The 23,312-nt window shown below is 67.4% G+C and carries 20 protein-coding genes; 10 read left to right on the forward strand and 10 right to left on the reverse strand.

Going from position 1 to position 23,312, the window contains the following annotated elements; all coding sequences use genetic code 11:
- Nucleotides 1-38 precede the first annotated feature (38 nt).
- Nucleotides 39-1,223, forward strand: coding sequence for a pyridoxal phosphate-dependent aminotransferase (locus tag GC106_RS31110; RefSeq protein ID WP_173138022.1), 1,185 nt, complete (start codon nucleotides 39-41; stop codon nucleotides 1,221-1,223).
- On the opposite strand, the gene GC106_RS31115 is transcribed toward GC106_RS31110, so the two are convergent.
- From GC106_RS31115 to GC106_RS31125, 3 genes are all read right to left on the reverse strand, one after another.
- The gene (locus GC106_RS31115; protein WP_173138024.1) at nucleotides 1,201-3,315 is read right to left on the reverse strand and encodes a CHAT domain-containing protein; all 2,115 of its coding nucleotides are present in this window, start codon (nucleotides 3,313-3,315) and stop codon (nucleotides 1,201-1,203) included. The genes GC106_RS31110 and GC106_RS31115 overlap by 23 nt on opposite strands.
- Entirely contained in the window at nucleotides 3,312-4,121 is an 810-nt protein-coding gene (locus GC106_RS31120) for an RNA polymerase sigma factor (RefSeq protein ID WP_173138026.1), read from the reverse strand. The genes GC106_RS31115 and GC106_RS31120 overlap by 4 nt, the downstream gene beginning before the upstream one ends.
- Nucleotides 4,122-4,756: 635 nt before the next feature.
- Nucleotides 4,757-5,677 (reverse strand): S8 family peptidase, encoded by a 921-nt coding sequence (locus tag GC106_RS31125; protein ID WP_312873010.1) that lies wholly within the window; start codon nucleotides 5,675-5,677, stop codon nucleotides 4,757-4,759.
- A 406-nt stretch (nucleotides 5,678-6,083) separates the two neighbouring features.
- Between GC106_RS31125 and GC106_RS31130 the strand changes: the two genes are divergently transcribed.
- Entirely contained in the window at nucleotides 6,084-7,112 is a 1,029-nt protein-coding gene (locus GC106_RS31130) for a hypothetical protein (protein WP_173138028.1), read from the forward strand.
- A gap of 483 nt (nucleotides 7,113-7,595) precedes the next feature.
- Here the strand turns inward: GC106_RS31130 and GC106_RS31135 are convergent, their stop codons facing one another.
- Nucleotides 7,596-8,138, reverse strand: a complete 543-nt coding sequence (locus GC106_RS31135; RefSeq protein WP_173138030.1) for a Clp protease N-terminal domain-containing protein — start codon at nucleotides 8,136-8,138, stop codon at nucleotides 7,596-7,598.
- A complete protein-coding gene (locus GC106_RS31140) occupies nucleotides 8,138-8,347 on the reverse strand; it encodes a helix-turn-helix domain-containing protein (RefSeq protein WP_173138032.1) in 210 nt (69 codons plus the stop codon). Before GC106_RS31140 ends, GC106_RS31135 begins: the two co-directional genes overlap by 1 nt.
- Nucleotides 8,348-8,489: 142 nt before the next feature.
- Between GC106_RS31140 and GC106_RS31145 the strand changes: the two genes are divergently transcribed.
- The 4 genes from GC106_RS31145 (at nucleotide 8,490) to GC106_RS31160 (ending at nucleotide 12,611) form a co-directional block, all read left to right on the forward strand.
- Nucleotides 8,490-9,392 (forward strand): DMT family protein, encoded by a 903-nt coding sequence (locus GC106_RS31145; protein ID WP_173138034.1) that lies wholly within the window; start codon nucleotides 8,490-8,492, stop codon nucleotides 9,390-9,392.
- A 636-nt stretch (nucleotides 9,393-10,028) separates the two neighbouring features.
- On the forward strand, nucleotides 10,029-10,706 hold the full coding sequence (locus GC106_RS31150) for a polysaccharide deacetylase family protein (RefSeq protein WP_173138036.1): 678 nt from the start codon (nucleotides 10,029-10,031) through the stop codon (nucleotides 10,704-10,706).
- 7 nt (nucleotides 10,707-10,713) lie between these two features.
- Nucleotides 10,714-11,616: a glycosyltransferase family 2 protein gene (locus GC106_RS31155; protein ID WP_312873011.1), complete on the forward strand. Its 903-nt coding sequence runs from the start codon at nucleotides 10,714-10,716 to the stop codon at nucleotides 11,614-11,616.
- Nucleotides 11,613-12,611 carry a GNAT family N-acetyltransferase gene (locus GC106_RS31160; protein ID WP_173138040.1) on the forward strand — a complete coding sequence of 333 codons (999 nt, stop codon included), beginning with the start codon at nucleotides 11,613-11,615 and terminating at the stop codon, nucleotides 12,609-12,611. Before GC106_RS31155 ends, GC106_RS31160 begins: the two co-directional genes overlap by 4 nt.
- Here GC106_RS31160 and GC106_RS31165 read toward each other — a convergent pair.
- From GC106_RS31165 to GC106_RS31185, 5 genes are all read right to left on the reverse strand, one after another.
- Nucleotides 12,608-13,921 carry a UDP-glucose dehydrogenase family protein gene (locus GC106_RS31165; protein ID WP_173138042.1) on the reverse strand — a complete coding sequence of 438 codons (1,314 nt, stop codon included), beginning with the start codon at nucleotides 13,919-13,921 and terminating at the stop codon, nucleotides 12,608-12,610. The two genes, GC106_RS31160 and GC106_RS31165, sit on opposite strands and share 4 nt — an antisense overlap.
- Before the next feature lie 10 nt (nucleotides 13,922-13,931).
- Complete coding sequence (locus tag GC106_RS31170; protein WP_312873012.1) at nucleotides 13,932-15,173, reverse strand: glycosyltransferase family 4 protein; 1,242 nt, start codon at nucleotides 15,171-15,173, stop codon at nucleotides 13,932-13,934.
- A gap of 169 nt (nucleotides 15,174-15,342) precedes the next feature.
- Nucleotides 15,343-16,179 (reverse strand): glycosyltransferase, encoded by an 837-nt coding sequence (locus GC106_RS31175; RefSeq protein ID WP_173138046.1) that lies wholly within the window; start codon nucleotides 16,177-16,179, stop codon nucleotides 15,343-15,345.
- Between the two features lie 8 nt (nucleotides 16,180-16,187).
- Complete coding sequence (locus GC106_RS31180; protein ID WP_173138048.1) at nucleotides 16,188-17,159, reverse strand: hypothetical protein; 972 nt, start codon at nucleotides 17,157-17,159, stop codon at nucleotides 16,188-16,190.
- Nucleotides 17,156-18,370 carry an MFS transporter gene (locus GC106_RS31185; RefSeq protein WP_173138050.1) on the reverse strand — a complete coding sequence of 405 codons (1,215 nt, stop codon included), beginning with the start codon at nucleotides 18,368-18,370 and terminating at the stop codon, nucleotides 17,156-17,158. The genes GC106_RS31180 and GC106_RS31185 overlap by 4 nt, the downstream gene beginning before the upstream one ends.
- Before the next feature lie 224 nt (nucleotides 18,371-18,594).
- On the opposite strand from GC106_RS31185, the gene GC106_RS31190 reads away from it, so the two are divergent.
- From GC106_RS31190 to GC106_RS31205, 4 genes are read left to right on the forward strand one after another with little or no spacing between them, the layout of a single operon-like run.
- On the forward strand, nucleotides 18,595-19,335 hold the full coding sequence (locus GC106_RS31190) for a YveK family protein (RefSeq protein ID WP_173138052.1): 741 nt from the start codon (nucleotides 18,595-18,597) through the stop codon (nucleotides 19,333-19,335).
- Between the two features lie 3 nt (nucleotides 19,336-19,338).
- Nucleotides 19,339-20,646 (forward strand): O-antigen ligase family protein, encoded by a 1,308-nt coding sequence (locus GC106_RS31195; RefSeq protein ID WP_173138055.1) that lies wholly within the window; start codon nucleotides 19,339-19,341, stop codon nucleotides 20,644-20,646.
- Nucleotides 20,643-21,860 carry an ArnT family glycosyltransferase gene (locus GC106_RS31200; RefSeq protein WP_173138057.1) on the forward strand — a complete coding sequence of 406 codons (1,218 nt, stop codon included), beginning with the start codon at nucleotides 20,643-20,645 and terminating at the stop codon, nucleotides 21,858-21,860. The genes GC106_RS31195 and GC106_RS31200 overlap by 4 nt, the downstream gene beginning before the upstream one ends.
- A complete protein-coding gene (locus tag GC106_RS31205) occupies nucleotides 21,857-23,266 on the forward strand; it encodes a lipopolysaccharide biosynthesis protein (protein WP_173138059.1) in 1,410 nt (469 codons plus the stop codon). The genes GC106_RS31200 and GC106_RS31205 overlap by 4 nt, the downstream gene beginning before the upstream one ends.
- The last annotated feature ends 46 nt before the right edge of the window (nucleotides 23,267-23,312 follow it).

Here is a 23,312-nt window from a genome sequence, read left to right on the forward strand (position 1 = left end):
TTGCTCCACGGGTCCATTGTCCGTGAGGATGACCCATCGTGCGTCGTGCAGCTCTGACTCCCCGGCTCCAGCCGTTCACGTCAACGATCTTCGCGGAGATGACCGCCCTGGCCACCAGGACCAACGCGGTCAACCTCGGCCAAGGCTTCCCGGACACCGACGGGCCCGCGTCGATGCTGGCCGAGGCCCAGAAGGCGATCGCCTCGGGGATCAACCAGTACCCGCCGGGCCCGGGCCGCCCGGAACTGCGGCAGGCGATCGCCGAGCACCGGACCCGCTACGGAACGCACTTCGATCCGGACACTGAGGTGCTCGTCACGGTCGGCGCGACCGAGGCCATCGCGTCCGCCCTGCTCGGTCTGGCAGGCCCGGGTGACGAGGTGCTGCTGATCGAGCCGTACTACGACTCGTACGCGGCGTGCGTGGCCCTGTCGGGCGCGACCCGTCGCGTGGTTCCGCTGGCCGAGGACCCCCAGACCGGCCGGTTCGCGCCGGACATCGAGGCGATCCGGGCGGCGATCACGCCGAACACGCGGCTGATCCTGATCAACACCCCGCACAACCCGACCGGCACGGTGTTCACCCGCGAGGAGCTGACCGCGATCGCGCAGCTGTGCGTCGAGCACGACCTGATCGCGGTGACCGACGAGGTCTACGAAGACCTGATCTTCGACGGGCGCGCCCACGTGCCGCTGGGCTCGCTGCCGGGCATGGCCGAGCGGACGCTGACCATCTCCAGCGCGGGCAAGATGTTCAACTGCACGGGCTGGAAGATCGGCTGGATGTGCGGGCCCGCGGAACTGGTCGCGGCCGCGAAGGCGGCGAAGCAGTTCCTGACGTTCGTCGGCGGCGCCCCCTTCCAGCCCGCGGTCGCGCACGCGCTGCGGCACGAAGCCGCCTGGGTCTCGGACCTGCGTGCGCGGTTGCAGTCCAAGCGGGACCGTCTGGTGGCGGGTTTGTCGGAGGCGGGTTTTGAGGTCCGGCCCAGCGAAGGCACCTACTTCGTCTGCGCGGACGTCCGCCCGCTGGGCTTCACCGACGGGTTCCAGCTGTGCCGTGAGCTGCCCGAACGCATCGGCGTCGCGGCCGTGCCGGTGCAGGTCTTCACGGACACGCCGGAGAACTGGCAGCACGTGGTGCGGTTCGCGTTCTGCAAGAAGGACGAGGTGCTGGACGAGGCCGTGTCCCGGCTGCACAAACTCACCCCGAACCCCAGCAGCTGAACCCGAGGTGACCGTGCCGGACCTGCGCGTCCGCCAAAGCCTTGGCGGGCGCGTGTCCGGCACGTAGGCGGTCGTGGAAGTCGGCCATGAGGTCGACAGCGGCCTCGTCAGGGACAGGCAGGATGCTGGCGATCATGGCCTGGCCGCCCCGGTCCAGCAGCACGTTGGCGAACACGTCGGCACGGGCGACCTCACACGCCGACAGGACGAGGATTCGCGGTGCCCGCTTGAGCCTCGCCAGGTCGTAGCCGTAGAGCGGGCCGTCGTCGAGTTGGAGGCACGAGAACATCGGCGCGTCCCGGCGGAACTTGCCATGAGCGGCGACGTGGACGAGATCGGCGCCGTCCATGACAGCGAGAACCGAGTCCACAGTGGACTCGATGACCCGGTGACCGAGGAGTCCGGCTTCCCGCTCGGCATGGTTCAGCCCGGGCCCAGCGACGGCGACCGCACCAGCCCCGGTCGTGGCTCGCGTGGCACGCAGCCACGCCGCCGTTGACGGCGCCAAGGAAACCGGTCGTCCGGCACAGGACGGCATCGCCGCCCAGACCACTTCGGACATCCCGGCGGCCGGGACGATGACCAACGGCCGGTCACCGGTCCGAAGTGGCCTGAGGAGTTGGTCATCCAGCTCGGTGGACAGGTGAGCGGCGACGGTCGGCCTGCCAAGGTGGTGCACCCGCACAACGCCATCGACGACAGTGCAGGCCACGACAGAGCCCTGGCACACCGCGAAGGTGACCAGCATCCGCTCGCCGAGCGCCTCGACCAGGTCGTCGATGTGGCCCGTACCGTAGGAGGCGCGGGTGTGGCGGCGCATCCTGTCTTCGAGTCGAGCCGCTCGGCCGACGTCCCCTTCCGCCTCAGCGGCCCGGAGTTCGACCAGATCCGCCGTATCGACCTGCGGCAGCACGATGATCCTCTGCCGCTCGATCCACTGGAACACCGTGCGAGCACGGCTCGTCTGGGCGATGGCCACCCCCGCCAGCTCGGCGGCGAGTTCACCCGCGCCCGGTCCCATCGCCGCCGCGTACTCGGTGACGACTCGCATCCCGGCCTGGCATGCCGCGAACCTGGCCTGGCTGCTGGTCGCCAGCCTGGCCTCGGCCAGCCAGCCGATCGCCCGCAGTCGCGCGGTGGCGGCAAAGCGTTCCGAGCGCAGGCGGACCAGCAGCTCCGGCGCCACTTTCGCCGCATCGAGCAGAAGTTCGGCCGCTTCGGTCCGTTTCCCCCACCGCAGACATCGATCCGCGACTCTCTTCGCCGCCGACACGTCAACCAGGTTGGTACGCAACGCCAACGCGTCGGCCGCGGCGATCCACGCCGGTCTTCGCTGCGCCCGGAAGAGTTCCTGGGCACGCTTGGCCTCCCCGGCGGCGTGGTCGATGTCCCCGGCCCTGAGCGCGCAGTACCCCGCGGCCAGCACGGCTTCCGCCAGTCGGCTCTCCCGGCCCGCCAGCAGTGGTTCCGCCTGCTCCAGCAGGGCACTGGCGTCCCGGGTCATTCCCGCGGCCAGCAACGCGGAAGCATGGTCGATCAACGCTTCCGCCCGCCCCGCACGCAGTCCGCCGCTCGCCCGCTCGAACAACTCAAGCGCCTTCGGCAAGTCACCCGCCTGCAACGCGACAAAACCGCGATTGTGGATGCAGACTGCCACCCGTTCGTGCTCCCCCAACCGGGTCAGAATGCTCGCTGCCGCAGCGAAATCGCGGTCCGCCGCCGCCAACCTGAACAGGTAGGCACGGGAAATTCCTCGACCGGTCAGCGCATTGGCCAACCACTTCGGGTCACCGCCCAGCTCGCGCATCGCGGCCGACAGTTCCGTCACCGCCTGCTCGTAGGCCCCGATCGCGCACATCCGCAGGCCGTCCAGGCACCGGATTCGTGCAGGTGGGGCGCCGGATTCCCGTGCCTTGCGCAGTTCACGGGCGCAAGCTCGCGGATTCCCCCGCTCCAACTCGATCCACGCGATGGTCAACCAGATCTGGCCGACATCCGCCGCAGCCGCGGTATCCAGCGCTTGGCGTGCTTGTTCCAACGCCCTGGCGAATTCGCCTCGCTCGACCGATGCGATCGCTTCGGCGTGGCTCATCGGACGAACCAGTCCGTGACCACGCCGTCAACGGCCAGCCGCACCGGCCCTTGCGGCACGTCCGCCCTGAACAGGCCGTGGTCGTCGACGTCCACTCGGACCATGCCCTCCGGCCACCACACCTGGACGTCAGCGCGCGGCAGCACCGTTCCGGTGAGCATCGCGCCGACCTCCACCTGCACGGTCTGTTCCCGATACCCGAACTTCAGCGCTGCCTCGGCACTCCTGGTCGCCTGTGGCAGGGTGACGAACCGCGGCCCAGGCTGCCGCGGTACTGCGATCACGGCCGGTGCCGGATCGATCTGGTCGAAGAGGCTCCGGTCCAGCTTGCCCCGCAATGCCCGCAGGCACCGTCCTTTCGCCTGGCCGACGCTGCCTGCCCGCAGGCCGATGGCATCGGCAAGTTCGGAATAGCCGAATTCCGGCGCATACACAAAAAGCCGCAACAACCGCTGACACCGATCAGGCAAAGCCCGAAAAGCGGCCCAGAGCTGCCGATCCCGCTCATCCCGAAGAACCAGGTGCTCAACCCCGTCCTGCGCGACCTCAGGCCGCCACCGAACAGGCAAAGGCCGCCGAACCGACAGAACCCGAAGGCATTCCCGTTTGGCCACGGTGGCCAACCAAGCGGAAACCCGCTCGCCATCCCGAATGTCGGCCAGGTGTTCGGCGAGATTCAACCAGGTCGTCTGAAAAACATCCTCGGCATCAGCCTCGGCCAGCCGAAAACCCCGGACAACGGCCCAAACCCGAGGCCCATGCACGGCAACCAACTCCCGCCACCCCAGCTCATCAAGCGCATCCATGCCCCCTCAGACGACCAACCCCACCCCCAGGCTCCAAACCCCCCAAATCCCACCCACCCGAGTGACCCCAGCAGCCCACACCAAGAACCAGCAAAGCAACCGAAAACCGAAAGCCAGACAACCCACAAAGACGAAGAGATAAGCCAAGAAACCCGAAAGGAAGAGAATCGAAGCAAAGACAGAAGGGAGAGAACCCAAGAAGACAAGGAAGGAAGGAAGGAGCGAAAGCCCAAGGCAAAGAGCAGCAAGAAAAGCCAGAGGCCACAGGCAGTCGGCCAGAAAAAAAGAGGACACAGCGCAAAGAACCCAAAGGAATCAGTAGTGAGGCCGCGAAGCACCCGAAGCCAAGCGAGGGAGCGAAGCACCCGAACCCAAAGTAAGGGTGCGAAGCACCCGCCAAGGCGCGAAGCGCCAACGTGGGGGGTTTGGGGGGCTCGGCCCCCCAAAATAATCGTCCAAGCCGAGGGAAGCGAGCAAAGCGAGCGACTAAGGCTCGGAGCGTAGGACGTCCCCGCTCGACCCGGCTGGGGGTCCCGGGGAGCGGGGACGTTTGGCTCGCCGAGGGGGAGGGGGCGAGCATCCATAGAGTAGCGCGTCGACGACTGTGCGTGCCAGTGGTCACCGCCAAATCGCGTTCACAATGTTGGGTGATCGAGTGAATGCCTGTCGAGCGCTTCCGCCGGGGGGTGGCCGTTGTGCAGGAGTTTCGCCAGGTCGGCGGCCACGTTGGGGGCCGCGAAGGAGGTGCCGCTCCAGCGTGCGAAGCCGTATTCCCTGGCTTCGGTGCCTGGGGCGACGCCGGGCGTGTCGGGTTTGAGCCGGACGTGGCTGGAGATGATGTCCACGCCGGGCGCGGTGGCGTCGACCCAGGGTCCGCGGTTGGAGAATGCCGCGATTGTGCCGGTTTGGTCGGACGCGGCGACGGCTGTCACCGTGTCCAGTGCGGCGGGCCAGAACGGGCGGCTGCTTCCGCCGTTGCCCGCCGCGACGACCACGATCGTGTCGGTGATCTGTGCGAATTCGTGTTCCAGGATCGGCGGGCATTGGTTGTCCGCCGTGTAGCAGCCTGACGTGAGCAGGATGATGTCGATGTGGCCGCGGGCCTGGACGGCACGCAGAGCGGCGGCGACTGTCGTGTCGTCGGTGATGCCCATGGAGGACAGGACTCGGTGGTGCCTGATCGTGACGCCGGGTGCTTTGCTGATCAGGACGCCCGCCACGAATGTGCCGTGGCCGGCCTGCCAGTCGGGTGTTCCGTCGATGTCGTGGTCGAGGATTTCGGGTTGCAGGCCCCATTCGGTGAGCCAGGGCCGTCCCGCGAACCAGGGGTGCGGGTCGAGGCCGGTGTCCAGGACCGCGACCGTGACGGGTGGGTCCCAGGTTTCCGGCGCGGGTGGCCTTGGTGCCGGGACGTCGATTTCCGGTCCGCCGATCCAGGTCGGGGTGCCGAGCATGATCGGCCCGCCGATGTGGACGTGATTGGGTGCGGCCCGCCATTTGCCGGTGACGTCCGCGGCGACTTCGACGGGACGGCCGCGCAGTTCGTCACGCAACACTATGCGTCCACTTGGGTCAATCCGGTCGACCCACCGGCGCAGTTGTTCGGAGACCGGTTGGACCGCCGCCGGTTCGACGACCAACTGTCCAGCTCGGACAAGAGATTCCCCCGGCCCGTCTGGATCGTGCAAGACGAGGTCCGGTATCCGCCGGTGCCATCGGCTCACCCATTCGCTGAGTCGCATCGTGTGTTGAGTGTCCACGAAGGACACATTGACCGGGTGTCCCGGCACTCGCCCAGTCGCACTAGAAGGATCACCCAGTTCGGTGAACACGACGGACTATGATCGTCGCCGAATGGACACACCGGGGCCGGACAACGAGATCCGCCTTTCCGGGCGGCGCTTGCGCAGCTAGGGTGCAATCGGCGATGCGAGTGCGACGAGGCGCGGATGTCGTCGCGATGTGTCCAAGGCTGGTTGGGTGGAAACGGTGGTGGTCCTGGTGACCGGCTCGGGTCAGGCGCGTGGCGCCTGCGCGATGCTGCGTCGCCTCGTCATGCGCCTGCTCCTGCTGACCGGCTTCACCGCGGCGGGCTGGCTGGCCAGTGTCCTGCTCATGAGCGGCACCGCGTCGGCCGATCTGATCAAGCTGCCGGAGCTCCCCGGGATCACGTCCGCCCCACAGCAGTCGGCCCAGCAGCAGTCGGCGCCACAGCAGTCGGCACAGCAATCGACGCGGCAGCCCGCAAAACCGGCCAAGAAGGTCAGTTCCGGGCAGGGCGGCGGTCTGGTCGGCGGCTTGCTCGGTGGCGTTGTCAGCACGGTCAACACCACCGTCTCCACGGTGACCACCACGGTCACCAACACCGTCAACACGGTCACGAAAACGGTGACCAGCACAGTCAGCGGCGTCAAGAAGACCGTGACCACGGTCGTCGACCGGGTCACCGACAGCCCGCAGTCCACTCCTGGTGACGACGGTGACAACTCGCTGTTGCCTGAGCCCGTGGTGGATTTGCTGACGCCGGATCCGAAGTCCGACACCGACACGACCACGGACTCGAACACGGCTCGCGGCACTGTCGAGACCACCGCCGCCGAGGTTCCCGCGCCGGTGGTGGCCGCCACCGAGCCGCCGGCGCCCGCGGTGACCGAGGCTCCGGTGACCGAGCGCCCGCGCGTCCAGCACCACGAGGTCCGCCGAACGCAAGCGACCGCCCATCCGGTCCGGGTGGGCTCGATCCAGGAAAAGGTGGCGCCCGCCGACAAGAGCCCCGGCCCGATGCCGGGTCCGTCGGCGCCGGTCGCTCCGGCCGCCCCCGCGCCGACGGCTTCGGCCGGTGGCAACGGCGGTTCGGACGCGCGTGGCCTGCTCGCCGTCCTGACCCCGCACAGCGCTCTGGCTCCGCCGCAGGCGGGCCTGGTGCCGCGGGAGCACACCCGTACCGAAACCGGGCGGTGCGCGGGTCTGCCCGCGACCGCGCCGGACTGATTTCCCTTTTTCGCGGCATATCCCTGCCCTGAGTGCGTCTCACCTAGGGCTGAACTCTGTCCCGGGGCTGTACCCGGTGCTCCATGCACCTCCCAGAGCCACCCGACCTGCCGACCGCGCCCGGTCAGGTCGGGGCCTGGGCCCCGGCGCCGCGATGCCCCCGCGGCGCCGGGGCTCCCTCACTGGCCGCGACGCCTGGCCGGCACAACGAGGGGCTGTGCCGACCACTCGCGGACGAGCGGCCGGAGTGTCCGACCGGGTGTGATGGAACCCGAGAAGACACGAGTGCGCCGGATGGATCCGCGAGGACCAACAGGTCGAAGCGGTTACGCCATCCGGCGCACTGCTTTTTACAGCGTCCGAGGGTACGTTGACTACCCCTAATCGGATGGACCTATCTGAGCCACATCCTGAGCAGCAGAAACCTGGGGTCGGGCAGACGCCGGACGCGCGGTGGCGGCTTCGGCTCCGCCCGCTTGGCCGTCATGACGCCTTCGCGAGCTGGTCGCTGACGCCTTGATACGTGACGCCCTTGGCTTGGAGGGCCTCCGAGGCCAGCGTCCTGCCGGTCAGCAACGCGAGCAGCAGGTGCTCCGCGCCGATCTCCCGCTGGTTGCGGTTCAGTGCTTCCTGTAGGCACTGCGCCAGGGTTCGTTTCGCCTCGGAGCTGAACGGGATGTGCCCTTTCAGGAAGCGCCGTTTGCGGACCGGCATGGCCAGCGCCTGTTCCCCGAGCGTCTGTTCGACGCCTCGGATCACGCTGTCGGCATCGACCCCGAACGAGCTCAGCGCGGCCAGGTCGGCCTCGGTCATCCCGCCCCGGCGCCTGGCCTTGGCGAACTCCTCGGCCAGGCCGTCGGCGGACAGCTCGTACCCGGCCAGCAGGTGGGCGATCATGTCGTCGCGCGTGCGCAGCAATGCGACGAGCAGATCCGGGCTGTCGATCTCGCCCGCCCCGGCGTCGCGGGCTACCTGCTGCGCGGTCACGACCACGTTCCGGGCCGCGCCGGAGAACCGCTCGAACATCATCCCCTCCCATGTTTCTTGTGCACCGCTTGCCGGCTGACGCCGAGCTCGTTCGCGATGTCCTGCCATGACCACCCGTTCGCCCGCGCGTTGCGGACCTGCACCGCTTCGAGCCACTCGAGCAGCTTGCGCAACGCCGCGACCGCACGCAGCCCCACCTTGGGGTCTTTGTCGCCGGCGGCGGTCGCCAGCTTGGTCGCCTCACTCATGGTGTCAATGTAGGTTGACACGGCTGCGCTGTCAACCAAAGTTGACACAGCAGGTCAGGACACAGTTGCCGAGTTCTGTTTGTGACCTAGGAACCACGGATATCGCGCGGTACGGGGTGTGAATGCCCAATAGGCTGACTTTGTGGGAAGTCTGCTATGGCTAGCGCTCGTCCTGGCGATCGCCGGGGCAGTGCTGAACGGCCTGGGGGCGTTGTGGCAGAACACCGCCGTCCGTGGCAAACAGAGCGGCAAGCTGGTCAGCCTCGCCGCGTTGCTGCACCTGCTCCGCAATCGCCGCTGGTTGATGGGCCAGCTGGCAGTGGTCATCGGCAGCGCGCTGCACTTCGGTGCGCTCGCGTTCGCCCCGGTCACCGTGATCCAGCCGATCGGTGTCCTGGGCATCGCCGTGACCACTGTCGCAAGCGCCCGGCGTGACCGATCCGGCCTGTCTGTCGGCACCTGGCTGTCACTGATGGCGATCGTGCTCGGCGTCGGCGGCTTCACGTCGCTGGCCGCGTCGAACGCCCAGGTCACCCGGGTCTCCGACGAGACGGCCGTGCTGATCGCGATGATCGTCGGCCTGCTGCTGATGGTGCTCGGCCTGATCGGCAGCATCGGCCACGGCCTGGTCCGCTGCCTCGCGTTCGCCGCGGGCGGCGGCGTCGTGTTCGGGTTCGCCTCCGTGGTGATCCGGCTCGCCGCACTCAGCCTGGAGCACGGCAACCCCGCGGACTTCCCGACCGGATCGCTGATCGGCGCGATCCTCTCGATCCCGGTCGCGGTGTGGTTCATCCAGCAGGCCCACGCCAGCGGCCCGCCCGACCTCGTGGTCGCCGCGCTCACCCTGGCCGACCCGATCGTCGCGATCGGCATCGGCTACGTGGTACTCGGCGAAGGCGCCAAGACTCCGACGATCGCGACCCTGGCCGAGATCGTGTGCTTCCTGATCGCCGCGGTCGGCATCCTGATGCTGCCCAAGACCCGCAGGAAACCGGCCGCCGGAGCCAAGGCGAACCTGCGTACCGCGCAGTACTCGGAGAGCTGACCGCCTGCCGAGGCCCAGGGCAGGGCGGCGCGGGACTCAGACCGAGGGCACGCTTGTCCAGGGCCCTCCTGAGCCCGAACCCGGCCCAGCTTCGTCAAGCGCCACCCACCATGCGGCCGCAAAGCCGACGCCACCCCATATAGGCGCCCCCAAATAAGGTCATACCCCCAGAAGACATCCCCCCGCCCATCCCGGGGGCCGGCCCCGCTTCCATTCTACTCGGGATAAGGCCTGGTCAAAGGGTTACCGGTCGGTTGTGGACAACCAGATTTGCGAACGGACCGTTGGTACGGGCGACAACCAGGACAGGTGCCAGGACCGCTTCCGGGGCCCTGGCGGAGGGCGAACCGCAGACGGCACCAGAACAGGACGCCAGGAGCAGGTGCTCCCAACCTCGCGGCGCGGAAGACCGACCGCAGGCAGCAACGAGGACGCCAGGAGCAGAGGGCTTTCGGAGCCGTGACGGAATGGTGGACCTCGGGCGGCAACCAGGACAGGACGCCAGGAAGGAGACTCCAGCCTCACGGCTCCGGACGCTGCCTCGGGCGGTGGACTAGACCAATGAATGTCAACGGGTAATACCCGGCCCCCGGCGCCGATACCCGAGTGGACAGCACGCCGCGAGAAAGGCCGCCGATGCCAGCAAAGGTCATCAACCTCACCGTGCACGGCATCGGGAAACCACCACGGGACCTGGAACCCGGCGAAGACGGCACCTGGGTCACCGTCGACCAGTTCGAACAGGTCATGGACGCCGTTGCCGGCAGACCGGACGTGCGCATCACGTTCGACGACGGCAACTCCTCGGACATCGAGATCGCCTTGCCCCGCTTGCTGGAACGCGGCCTGACCGCCGAGTTCTTCGTGCTCGCCGGGCTGCTCGGCGAGCCGGGCAGGCTCGACCGGGCGGATGTCCGGGAGCTTCGGCATGCCGGAATGGAGATCGGATCGCACGGGTGGTCGCACCGGGACTGGCGGCGGGTCGACTTTTCCCAAGCGGTCGAGGAAATGGTGACCGCGCCACGGGTTCTCGCCGAAGTGACCGGGCAGCCGGTGACCCGGATGGCCGTGCCGTTCGGGTCCTACGACCGGCTTGTGTTGAGCCGGTTGCGGTACGCGGGCGCGAGTGTGGTCTACACGAGTGACGGCGGCGCGGCGGAACCTGAATCGTGGTTGCAGGCCAGGACCAGCCTGCGGCACGACATAGATCCATCGTGGACAGCTGACGTGCTCGCCGGTCAGCCGGGCTTGCGCCGGGAAGCCCGCAGGTTCGCGGCAGGGCTGGTGAAACGGACCCGTGGCCCGGCGCGATGAGGTTGGCGTGAGAGTCGCCGTCGTCACCGTGACGTACAACAGCGCGGACGCTCTCGGTTCGTGTCTCGCTTCGTTGCCCGACGGGCTCGACGGCGTCGACCTGACCGAGATCGTGGTCGCTGACAACGCTTCTCGTGACTCGACGTGTGAAATCGCCAAGAGCTTCACCGGGTTGCCGGTTCGGGTCGTGAATCTTGGCCGCAACGCCGGGTACGCGGCCGGGATCAACGCCGCGATCGCTTCGCTGCGGCCGTATGACGCCGTTCTTGTGATCAACCCGGACGTCCGGGTCCGCCCAGGCGCGGTCGCCAAGCTGGCAGCCGCTTTCCAGCGCCCAGGTGTCGGCATCGCGGCGCCGAAGCTGGAGAACCCGGACGGCACCCTGCAACCGTCGTTGCGGCGCCCGCCAACGGTTCTGCGGGCCTGGGCGGAGGCGTTGATCGGCGGAAACCGGGCCGGACGCTGGGGAACGCTCGGCGAACTGATCACCGACCCGAAAAGGTACGACCTCGCGGGGCCTGCCGCATGGGCGACCGGCGGCGTGCTGATGCTTTCGGCTGAGGCCGTGCGCAGTGCCGGCCGGTGGGACGAGTCCTTCCTGTTGTACGGCGAGGAAACCGACTTCGCGCTGCGAGCCGGGCGGTTGGGGTACATGACCTGGTACACGCCGGACGCCGTGTTCGAGCACGACGGCGGCGACTCGGGGACCAATCCGATGCTGTGGGCGCTGCTCACGGTCAACCGCACGCGCGTGGTCCGGCGGCACTACGGTTTCCTGGCCTGGGCCGGGTACTTCGCGGCCGTGGTCGTCGGCGAGGGAATCCGGGCGTTGGCCGGACGACCGACAGCGAAAGCGGCGTTGGAGTCGTTGCTGAAGCCGAGGCGACGCCTGCGGGTGTTGCCGCAATGAGACTCGTGCCGTTCGGATCGTTGACAGAGGATGACTTCACGGCCTGGCGGGCGATCCGGGACGGTGATTCCCGCTGGGACAGCCCGTACTTCACGCCGGAGTACATCGCGGCGGTCCACGCTGGACAGCCGGTTGACGTGCTGCTCGGCGACGGTTTCGTCTGGCCGCTGCACAAGACCGGGAGTTCGGCCCGGCCGGCCGGGTCGCCCGGCGCCGACTTCCAAGGGCCGCTGCTCGAACCCGGTGTCCGGTTCTCGCCGCGGAGAATCCTGACGGACGTTGGTATCCGGTGCCTCAGCTTCGACCATTTGCTGGACGGCTACCGGGATCTCGATCCGTACGTCGAAGAACGGCGCACCTCACCCGTCATGGACGTGTCCGGCGGTCTGGACGGATACACCAAGCGGGTGACCAAAAGCGGACGGGACAAGATGTCCGAGGCCCGGAGGCTGACCAGCAAGGTGTCCCGCGAGCTCGGCCCGGTGGAGTTCACCGTCGAGGCGACCGAAGGACTCGGCCGCGTCATCGCGATGAAGCGCGAGCAGTACGCGTCCACCGGAGCCAAGGACCACTTCGCCGATCAGGCGAACCAAGACCTGCTCTACCGGCTGCACGCCGGTAATCTCGGCGTATTGTCCACTGTGTACGCCGGACCGCACCTGCTGGCCGCGCACTTCGGGATTCGATCCGGCGAAGTGCTGCACTGGTGGTTCCCGGTGTACGACCGGAAGTTCGGCACGTACTCGCCCGGCTGGATCCTGTTGCGGGAAATGGTCATGGCCGCGCCGCGACTCGGGATCAACCGGATCGATCTCGGCCGCGGCGAGGACGAGTACAAGCGCCGGGCGATGACCGGATCGTCCACTGTGTGCATTGGCGCGGTCGCCTCAGGACCGCGGACGACGGTCCGCCGGATCAGTCGAGCCGCTGTCACCGCGGCGAAGGCGTCGCCCCTCGCTCCTCAGCTCAAGGCGATCGCCCGCAGGTTCCGTTAACGACCGAGCCCGGTCCAGGTGAAACCCGCGCGCCGCAAGGTGTCCTTGTCCAACAGGTTACGGGTGTCGACCACGACCGGGTTGCGGACCACCGAGGCCAGCTTCGGCCAGTCGAGAGTACGGAACTCCGGCCACTCGGTCAGGATCACCAGCGCATCGGCTTCCTTGCCGACCAGGTACGGGTCGTCCACCACAGTGACCGAGCCGATCTCCGGACGGAAATTGTCCGAACGCACGGCCGGGTCATACGCCACCAGCTCAGCGCCGGCCTGACGCAACAACGCCGCGACGGCGAGCGCAGGCGAGTCCCGCAGGTCGTCGGTGTTGGCCTTGAACGTCAGTCCGTAGAGGCCCAGACGCATGTGCGACAGTGAACCGCCGCGCTTGCCGGTGACCGCGAGCCGGATCTTCTCCACGATCCGCTGGCGCTGCCGTTCGTTGGTGTCGATCGTGGCCCTGAGCAGGCGGAACTCGAAGTCGGCGGCGTCGGCGACCTGGAGCATCGCCGACGTGTCCTTCGGCAGGCAGGAACCGCCCCAGCCGGGCCCGGGCGACAGGAAGGCCTGGCCGATCCTGCGGTCGTAGCCCATGCCTTCGGTGACGTCCGCGATGTTCGCGCCGAGGCGTTCACAGAGTTCGGCCATGGCGTTCACATAGGACAGTTTCATCGCCAGGAAGCAGTTCGCCGCGTATTTCACCAACTCGGCGCTGGCCGCGTCGGTCAGCACCGTCGGTGCGCCCAACCGGGCGAACAGCGCGGAGACACGCTCGGCGGCGTCCTGTTCGTCACCGCCGACCACGATCCGGTCGGGGTTGAGGAAGTCGTCGACCGCGGAGCCTTCGCGGAGGAACTCGGGGTTGCTGACCACCGACACGTCCGCGCGGTTGAGCAGTTCCTTGGTGCGCTGGGCGGTGCCGACCGGAACGGTCGACTTGTTGACGATCACCGTTCCGGACCTGAGCAGCCCGCGGACCTCGTCGATGACCGATTCGACCGTGCTGAGGTCGGCCACCCCGCCGACGCCCATCGGGGTCGGCACACAGAGGTACACGATCTCGGCGCCCTCTTCGTGCCCGGTGATCGCGGCCTGAGCTCCGACGACAAACGACAGCCTGCCCGCCGCGAGGCCTTCGGCCACCAGCTCGGCCAGGCCGGGTTCGAGGATGTCCACCTCGGCCCGCCTGAGTCGTTCGACCTTCTCAGGATCCACGTCGCCGCACACCACCCGGTGACCGAGCGACGCGAGGCACGCGCCGGTGGTCAGGCCGACGTAACCGGTCCCGACCACCGAGATGCGTCTGGCGAACATGTGCTGCCTTTCAGACAACGGCCGGCCGTGACGGCGGCACGGAGTAGCTCGGTCCAAGACCGAACAGCGATTCGTAGACCCCGACGTAGGCTTCGGCCTGCGGGCGCCAGTCGAGCACCTCTTGGGCGCGGCCGCGGCCCGCGGTGCCCAGTTCCTTGCGCCGGGTGGGGTCGTCCAGCAGGTCGATGACGGCCTTGGCGAACCCGTCGGTGTCGCCCGGCTCCAGGTACACGGCGCACTCACCCGCGGACACGACCGTCTCAGTAAGACGGTAGGCGACCACGGGCAGTGCGTAGGCCATGTACTCCATCGTCTTGTTCATTGTGGACACGTCGTTCAACGGGCTGAGCGGGTCCGCCGACAGCCCGAGTGACGCGGTGGACAGGTAGTCGGCGATCTCCCGGGGGCCGACCCGTCCGGTGAACGTCACGTGGTCGTCCAGCCCCAGTTCGGTGCACTGCTTCTTCAGGTCCTCCAGGCAGTCCCCGAAACCGAGCAGAGCGAACTGCACGTCCTCGCGGCCGTGCTCGTGGACGATCTTGCGGGCGATCTCGAGCACGCCGTCGACGCCGTCCTGCGGCCCCATGATTCCCAGCCACGCCACCAGGTGCTCACGGCCGTTGCGCAGTTCCGGCTTCGGCTCGCCCGGTCTCATCACCGACGTGTCCGGCCCGGAGCGCACCACGGCGGTGTGCTCGGGTGGTACACCACCACGGTCCCAGGCAATCCGTTGGTAGGACTGGTTGGTCGAGATCACCCGGTCGGCCGTGTGGAAAGTCCTGCGTTCCAACCAGTACAGCCCGGCGAGTTGGACACGAGCGGCGAGGCCTTCCGGCTCACCGAACCGGGAACGGAACACCTCGGGATTGAGGTCGTGGTGGTCGAAGACGAACTTCACACCGCGGCCACGCCATAATCGCGCCAGCGCCCAGTACGTGTCCGGTGGATTACAGGCCTGTATCACGTGGAACGGTTCGCGGCGCCAGACTTTCAGCGTCAGCCTGGCGGTGCGCAGCCAGCAGTAGACGAACTCCAGCAGGTAACCCAGTGCGCCCTTCGCCTGTGGCGGCGGAATGTACTTGTAGATGTGCACGCCGGAAAGCTCCTGGTACGCGGAGTCGTCCGGCCCTTTTGGACAGATCACCGACACCGTGAAGCCGGCCGCGGTGAGCGCCTGGCACTCCAGCCACACCCTGCGGTCCAAGGGAACCGGCAGGTTCTGGACGATGATCAGCACATGCCCACGAGTCACCTTGGCGCCCTCTTTCTCATCTCCGGCCGACATTCCCCATGTCGTTGCCAAGAGGGCAGGGGTTACCGGTTTGGCCAAACAACACCAAATGCGTCCGTTGGGGCAAGTAACCCGATCACCGAGGCGGTCGTGGGACCGTGAATAACCATTGCGGTATAGGCAGAATGGCCTAACGTGAACTGCGATCGGCCGACCACGCCGCGTCCGTGCCACGCACCCGCCGCCAGCGCGCGACGATCTTGTCCGCCAGCAGGACTCCCAGGAAACACAACGCGTCGAGCACACTCACCCGCCGTTGCCGAACCAGTGTCACCAACTGGCCCGCACCCAGCGACGGCTCATCGGCCTTACGCCCCAGGCGGTCCAGTTCCCGGTTGGCCAGCCGGACACGGGCTCGCCTGCGAATCACCGCACCGACCGTACGCGCCGGTCGCACCACAGAGCGTGCGCCTTCGACGGACTGCCGCTCGCTCGCGGAGAACGTGCGATGCACCCAGCCGTCGTCCGACATCACCGTCGGCAGCGGGAAAACCCGGCCGTGCCCCTCTTTGCTGAGCATGTACGCCCCGGCACCGGCCAGGCCACGGCGACCGGTGAGCAGCTGGTCGAACACGCGATGGAACCGCGACGCGACAGCGGAGACACCGGTCAGGTCGTATTCGGGGACCGGCGAGCACGCCAGCGCGCCGCGTTCGATGGCGTTGAGCATGCGGCGTAAGGAAGCCATGTCGAGGTCGACGTCGGCGTCCAGGTACAGCCGGGGGAAGGTCCGGCATTCCGCGTCGCCGAGGCCGAGCGCGTGCGCCTTGCCCGCGACCGGGGTCTCCACCACGCGTGCTCGTTCCGCTCTGGCGATCTGCGCGGTCCGGTCGCCGCACGCGTTGGCCACCACGATGATGTCCAACTCGCCCAGTTTGGCCCCACTGGTCAGCGACCGCAGACACCGCGCGATCACTGCCTCCTCGTCGTGTGCCGCGATGACGACACTGACCACAGGTTCGCCCACAGCCTCCACTATTTCACCGAAACCGGTGAAGCGGCGTTATCAATCTCCGGCCGGGCCGCCGTGGACCCGTCCGCGGGCACGAAGTACACCGCTGTTCGCTGTTCCTGCTTGGCCATGCCGAAGGCCAGCGTGTGCTGGTCGATCCAGGCCGCCTGGTCATCGATCCCGGCGGTGCCAGGCAAGGTCGTTTCACGGTTCGTGCCCAGGTCAAGCACCACAAGGCTCCATTTGTCGAGCGGCGTGGGGCGCTTCTTGTACGCGACCTTCGTGCCGTCCGGCGACAGCGACGGGCACTCGGCGTTCTGCCGGACACCGCGCACGGTTCTGGCCTTCAGATCGCCCTTGACCAGCCAGTTCAGCCCGCCGGACGCCAGCGTGGCGTAGAAGGTCCGGTCGTCGGACGCGACCGTGATACCCCAGTAGTTGACGTCCGCCGCCTTCATCGGCCTGTTGTTGACGGTCGCGTCGAAGTGCTCGATCGACTCGGTGACCTCACCGGACCGCAGGTCGAAGAACCCGGTGCGGGTCGAGAAGCCGCCCGGCACGGCGTACGAGTCGCCGGTCACGAACGACGTCCAGGACACGATGTCGCCGGATGCGGACACCCGGGCCCGGCTCGGGATTCCTGGCAGCGGAACAGTTTTCACGACAGTGTTATCGTTGGTCATCACTGCGGCTTCGTAAGCAGGCCCAGGCCCGGCGAGCCGCAGGCACACCGAGGTCTTGCCGGAGCGGTAGAACCGCTGGCAACGCAGAGCGCTGACGGTCCGCTGCCCGTCGGCGGCACGGGTGGTCACGCGATCCTGGCCGCCATCGAGGTCGATGTACATCACGTCCCCGGCGACAGGCGTCGGCGCGTTTTCGGTCACCGCCGGCTGCTTCACCGCAGTCCACGCCACGTATCCACCGCCGCCCAGCACGAGCAGCACGATCGCGGCGACACCGACCAGCACCCGATGCCCTGACACCCAGGTCTTCAAGCGGACCTCACCAGGAACGCGACCACGACCAGCGCAACGACCAGCACAGCCGCCAACGCGACAACGGCCGTCGACATCGCCATGGCGGCAAGCATCACGCCGAACACGACCGACGAGACCATCCGCGTCAACGCCTGTCCGGTTTGGATGGTCGCGAGCCCGGTCGCCCGCAAGCCGGCAGGCACGAATCCACTGGCGTACGCCGACAGAACGCCATCCGTGCACGCGTAGAACAGTCCATGGGCGGCCAATGCAACCGCCATGGCGGTGAATCCGCCACCAGGCACCAACAACATCGCGTAAGTCACCAGCAGCAGCACGTGCCCGGCGAAGAACACCTTCCAACGGCCCAGCCGATCCGCCATCCGGCCGATCGGAGCCGCGGCGAGCAGGAACACGGCAGCGGTCCCCAACGGCAGCAACGGCAGGAATCCGACCGGAATGTCCGAAACCTTCTGCAGCACGACGAACACGAACGCGTCGCTGATTGTCACCAGGCCGAGCAACGCGGCCGCGATCGTGGCCCGCCGGAACTTGGCGTCCCGCAACAGGCCCAGCCCTGCCTTCGGTGAGACCCGCTTGCGCTGGACCCTGCCGCCGCGCTCCCGTACGAAGGTCAGCAGAACGACGATGCCGATCGCGGCGAAGACAAAACTCACCACGAACACCGGCCCGGCGGCGGAACCCAACTGGTACAGGATCAGGAAAGTCAGCAACGGGCCCAGCAGCGCGCCCACTGTGTCCATCGCCCTGTGCACACCGAAAGCGGCGCCGAGCTGGTCCGGCGGTGTGGCCAAGGAGATCAGCGCGTCCCGTGGCGCGGTCCGGATTCCTTTGCCGGCACGGTCGACGGCGAGAACGCCACCGATGCCCGCACCCGATGTCCCGGCCAGCGGGAAAACCAGCTTGGTCACGGCAGAAAGGCCGTAGCCGACCAGCGCGACGCGCTTGGGCCTACTGGTCCTGTCCGACACGTAACCGCCGACGAGCCGCAGGATCGCGGTGGCGCCCGTGTACAAACCGTCCAGCAACCCGAACTGCACGTAGCTCATCTGCAACGTGTAAATCAGGTAAACGGGCAGGAACGCGGTGACCATCTCGGCGGAGATGTCGGTCAGCAGGCTCACGGTGCCGAGCGCGAAAACGGTTCCAGGTAACCGGCCTGACACACGCGGTGTCCTACCTGGACTCCGCGTCGAGGCGACGTACACTCCCGCCACCTCCGTCTCGGCGTCGTCACTGCCAACGACATCGCCTGGTGACCACGGGCTGTTAGCCGACTTCCCCCAGCGGCGCCCCGGCCACCTCCGCCACGCATCGCGGAGCGACCACCCGAACCCGGCCCGTGAGCGTGATCGCTCGGCGTAACAGAAAGCCTGGTCACGCAGATTGCTCGGGAAGAGAACACAATCGGGCCACGCCGATCGGGGACGTGATGGACTTCTGGAAGACGCTCAAGGTGCTGCTGCGCCGCTGGCGCGTCGCAGTGCCGGTCTTCGCGGTGTCCCTTGGCCTCGCGGCCGGCGTCTACCTGTCGGTGGACACCGAGTACGAATCCAGCGGCACGATCGTGCTGACGTCCCCCACGGACGGCGCGCGGGTCGCGGCCGACCAGCAGGGTCCGGCCGACCGGGTGAATCCGTTGCTGGCGTTCGACGCGAGCCTGAACACCTCGGCCACGATCATCATCCAGAAGTTGCAGGACCCGGTCGTGCAGGAGCAGCTGACGGGCGCCAGCAAGCAGATCGGCTACGAGATCGGCAACGGCCAGCTGACCGGTCCCTTCATCGTCGTGGTCGCGTTGGCGCGCACGCCGGACGACGCCAAGAACACTGTCGGCAAAGTCCTCGACCGGGCCAGGACCGAGCTCAAGCAGAGCCAGGAGGCCCTGAAGGCACCGGCCTCCACGTTCATCACCCCGGTCGACATCATCTCGCCGACCAACGCCGAACCGAAGACGGGCGGCAAAGTCCGGTTCGCCGCGGTCGCGCTGGCACTCGGGTTCATCGCGAGCCTGTCGTCGGCGTACGCGATGGAAAGCTTCACCCAGTCCCGTAAGAAAAAGCGCAGCCGGGAACGCGCGCAGCAGCAGTGGCAGCACCAAGGCTCGTTGGAGCAGAACGGATCCTCAGGCGAGACGGTGCGTACGCACCCCGTCACGCAGAAGCCCGGCTGATCCATGTCCCGTGTTCAGCGTGCTGACGGCGCCACGTTGGCATGCGTCTTCCTGTTGATGTTGTTGATGATCCCGGCCCGGCTGGTGATCAGCGGCATCCCGATGTCCATCACCCCGGCCACCCTCGCGGGCCTCGCGCTCGGCGTGATCTGGTTCTGCTGCCAACTGGTCACCACCCTCGGCGTCGCCAAGGGGCGTAACATCGCCAGAACGGCGTTGTTCCTGTACGCGATCTCGCAACTGGCGACCTACGGCTACGCCACGCGCAACTACCTGCCGATGGACGAGCTGGAAGGCGCGGACCGCACGATCGTCGTGGTGTTCGGCACGATCTGCGTGGGTATCGCGGTGTGTGACGGCGTGCGGAACCTGGCACGACTGGACGTGCTGCTCAAGTTCATGACGGTCGCCATCGGCGTCGTGGCGTTCATCGGTTTCCTCCAGTTCTCGATCGCCTTCGACCTCACCAAGTACCTGGCCGTGCCGGGTCTGCGGCCGGTCACCGATGACGGTTTCGTGCTGGAACGCGCGACGTTCCGCCGGCCTGCCGGAACGACCGGGCATCCCATCGAGTTCGGCGTGGTGTGCGCGATCGGCGTCCCGTTCGCCGCGCACTACGCCTACCGGGCGAAGGAGTCGGGCCAGAAAGCCGGCAAGTGGTGGCTGTGCCTGGCGATCATCGCGGCGGGCGCGGTGATCTCGCTGTCCCGCTCGGCGATCCTCGGTCTGTGCCTCGGTGGCGTGGTGCTGCTGATCGGCTGGCCGGGCAAACGCCGCGGCCAGGCGCTCATCGCCGCCGCCGGATTCCTCGTCGTGCTCAGGATGGTCGTGCCGGGGTTGATCGGCACCCTGTACAGCCTGTTCGACAACATCGGCAGCGATCCGAGCATCGAGGGACGCACCGACGACTACGAGTCAGCCGGTGAGCAGATCGCCAAACACTGGCTTCTCGGCCGTGGCAACGGAACCTACCTGTCCGAAAAGTACGGTCCGCTGGACAACCAGTACCTCGGCACGCTCGTCCAGAACGGCTACATCGGACTGATCGTCCTGGTTTTCCTGTTCCTTGTCGGCATGTACTCGGCCGCCAAGGTCCGGGCGATCAGCCCGGACCCGGTCGTGCGCGATCTGGCGCTGTCGTTGATCGCGGCACAGGCCATCGTGGCGCTCGGGGCGGCCACGTTCGACCTGCTGTGGTTCTCCACCGCGACCGGCCTGACGTTTGTCCTGGTCGGTGCGAGCGGCGCGTTGTTGCGCACGGTCCAAGCACAAACCCCTGTCCTTCCGCCGATGTGGGAAGCAGTCCGATGACACAGTTGGCAACGCACCGGTCGGCCGCCGTGTTCGACTGGCTCAGCGAGCGAAGCAAGCAGATCGCCATGGCCGCGGCCGGGCTGAGCCTGCTGCTCGCCGGCGGATACGCGGTCATGCTCGGCAACGAGTTGCGGTACTCGGACGAGCACGTCTACCTGGAGTTGACCCAGTCCCTGGTCGACGGCCGCGGTTTCGCGTTCGGCACGGACTCGACCGCCTACCGCCCACCGGGATACCCGTTCCTCCTGCTGCCGTTGCACCTGGTGAGCGGGGGCAACGTGTTCGTCATGCGGCTGCTGGGAGTTGCCTGCCTGGCCGGTGTGGTGTGGTTCGGATACTTGTTGGCTCGGCGGATCTCGCCAGTCGCAGGCGCGCTCGTTGCCGTCGTCACCGCGGCGTACCCGTTGTTCGTGTACACGGCGACCGCGCTGTACCCGCAGATGCCCGCGCTGCTCCTGCTGATGACGATGTTCGAGTTCGGGCTGCGGGCCAAGCATCGCTGGGTATGGGCGATCCCGAGTGGACTGTCGGCCGGTTTCCTCACGATCACTGTGCCGTCCTTCGCACCGACACTGGTGCTCGTCGCTCTGTTCATCGGGTGGCGGGCGCGTAAGGCGGTCGCTGTGCTGCTGGTCGCGGCGGCGATCATCCCCGGCCTGTGGTGCCTCCGGAACGCTGTCGTGATGGGGGCGTTCATCCCGGTTTCCACGAACAACGGCGTGAACCTGTTGCTCGGCAACAACCCGGGTGCCACGGGCAGCAGCGGGACGAGTGTCGACGTCACGGCGTACGAGCAACGGGCCAAGGAACTCAACCTGGACGAGGTCGGGATCGACAAGTTCTACAGCGACCAGGCCGTCGAGTGGATCACCGCCAACCCCGCTCAGGCCGCAGGCCTGTACGCGGCCAAGGTCATGCACAACTTCGCCTACAGCGACACCTTGAAGACCGCGGGCCAGGGTGCGTCCGACCTGCTCGCCGCACTGAGCTACTACCCGATCCTCGCCCTGGCACTGCTCCGGGTGATGATCTTCAAACGGTTCCCGCCGCACCGGGTGGACAAGCTCTGCCTCTGGGCGATCGTGCTGAACGTGCTGCTGCTGGCCGTGTTCTTCACCAGAATCCGGTTCCGGGTGCCGTTGGACGAGCTCACCATCGTGCTCGCGGTGTCCACTGTGGTCGTGTGGTGGGACAGGCGGCGGGTGGCATGACGACCAGATCCCCTGTTCGCAGAGCTTTGCGGATGAGCCTGCTCAACACGGTCGTCGGCAGGCTCGGCACCTTCCTCACCGGAATCGTGCTGGCGAGGCTGCTGACACCGCATGACTTCGGCGTGTACGCGATCGCGTTCGTGGCGTTGATCACGTTGCTGTCGTTGAACGAGCTCGGGGTCAGCCTGGCGATGGTCCGCTGGCCCGGCGATCCTGAGCGCATCCGGCCGACCGTGACCACGATTTCCGTGCTCACGAGCGTTTTCGTCTACGCATTGTGCTGGTTCGGTGCGCCCCTGTTCGCGGACGCCATGGAAGTGCCCGAAGCCACTGGTGTTGTCCGGGTCCTGTGTGTCAGCGCGCTGATAGACGGCCTGAGTTCACCCGTCGCACAGCTGATGAACCGCGAGTTCAAGCAGGGCCTGCGGCTGTTCGTCGACCTGTCGAACCTGCTGGTGACGACTGGCTTGACGGTCTCGCTGGCAGCGACCGGGCACGGCGCGTGGAGTCTGGCGTGGGGACAGATCGCCGGCAACGCGGTGTCGTCGCTGGTGTTGTTCTCCTTGAGCCGCAAGTGGCCGAGGCTCGGCTTCGACAGCAGGCTGGCACGTGAGCTGATCGCGTTCGGGCTGCCCTTGGCCGGTGCCAGCCTGCTGATGATGGCGATGTGGAACGTCGACAAGGTCTTCACCGGCCCGATGCTCGGCGCGGTCGCCCTAGGTCTTTACCTGCAGGCGTTCAACCTGGCTTCCTGGCCGGTGAACGTGTTCTCGGTGGTGGTCCGCCGGGTGTCACTGGCCGCGTTCGCCCGTGTGCAGGACGATCGGGAGCAACGACAGGCTGTCTTCGCGAAGATGGCCATGGTCCTGGCCATCCCGACCCTGCCGGTCTGCGTAATCCTCGGCCTGCTCGCGTTGCCGGTCGTGACCACTTTGTACGGCCAGCCATGGGCCGGTTCGGCGGTGGCCTTGCAGTTCCTGGCCTTGCTCGGAGTGGTCCGGGTCGCGTCCGAGCTGGCGTACGACTTCCTGGTGGCGCTCGGTCGTTCCCGCACGACTCTGTGGTTGCAGGCGGGCTGGTTGGTGGCGCTGCTGGTGTGCCTGCCGATCGGTGCGTCGCTCGGCGGGATCGAAGGTGTCGGCATCGCGCACGCCGGGGTCGCGCTACTGCTGATGCTTCCGGCGTACGCGATGGCCGTGGCAAGGACCGGGATCTCGGTCCGAGCACTGGCCGCTCCCTTGGCGCGTCCGGTGCTCGGAGCCGTCTGCATGGTCGCGGTGATTCTCGTGGTCCGGTGGCTCACCGAACCGTCGGTCCTTCAGCTGCTCCTGGGCGGAGCCTTGGGCCTGGTGGCGTACGCCCCCGCGGTGTGGCCGCTGCGCAGGACTCTCGGCATCCTCAAGTGACCCGGGTGTTGCGGTTTTGGCAACGAAGGTTGCCTGTTTCGCTCGT

This window comes from Kibdelosporangium persicum (assembly GCF_013280595.1).
In the GTDB taxonomy this organism is placed as follows: Bacteria; Actinomycetota; Actinomycetes; order Mycobacteriales; family Pseudonocardiaceae; genus Kibdelosporangium; species Kibdelosporangium persicum.

What these genes read in the sequence shown, in the direction of transcription:
- GC106_RS31115 (WP_173138024.1), bottom strand. Translation starts at nt 3,315, where the DNA reads ATGAGCCACGCCGAAGCGATCGCATCGGTCGAGCGAGGCGAATTCGCC.
- GC106_RS31120 (WP_173138026.1), bottom strand. Translation starts at nt 4,121, where the DNA reads ATGGATGCGCTTGATGAGCTGGGGTGGCGGGAGTTGGTTGCCGTGCAT.
- GC106_RS31135 (WP_173138030.1), bottom strand. Translation starts at nt 8,138, where the DNA reads ATGTTCGAGCGGTTCTCCGGCGCGGCCCGGAACGTGGTCGTGACCGCG.
- GC106_RS31140 (WP_173138032.1), bottom strand. Translation starts at nt 8,347, where the DNA reads ATGAGTGAGGCGACCAAGCTGGCGACCGCCGCCGGCGACAAAGACCCC.
- GC106_RS31150 (WP_173138036.1), top strand. Translation starts at nt 10,029, where the DNA reads ATGCCAGCAAAGGTCATCAACCTCACCGTGCACGGCATCGGGAAACCA.
- GC106_RS31160 (WP_173138040.1), top strand. Translation starts at nt 11,613, where the DNA reads ATGAGACTCGTGCCGTTCGGATCGTTGACAGAGGATGACTTCACGGCC.
- GC106_RS31165 (WP_173138042.1), bottom strand. Translation starts at nt 13,921, where the DNA reads ATGTTCGCCAGACGCATCTCGGTGGTCGGGACCGGTTACGTCGGCCTG.
- GC106_RS31190 (WP_173138052.1), top strand. Translation starts at nt 18,595, where the DNA reads ATGGACTTCTGGAAGACGCTCAAGGTGCTGCTGCGCCGCTGGCGCGTC.
- GC106_RS31195 (WP_173138055.1), top strand. Translation starts at nt 19,339, where the DNA reads ATGTCCCGTGTTCAGCGTGCTGACGGCGCCACGTTGGCATGCGTCTTC.
- GC106_RS31200 (WP_173138057.1), top strand. Translation starts at nt 20,643, where the DNA reads ATGACACAGTTGGCAACGCACCGGTCGGCCGCCGTGTTCGACTGGCTC.
- GC106_RS31205 (WP_173138059.1), top strand. Translation starts at nt 21,857, where the DNA reads ATGACGACCAGATCCCCTGTTCGCAGAGCTTTGCGGATGAGCCTGCTC.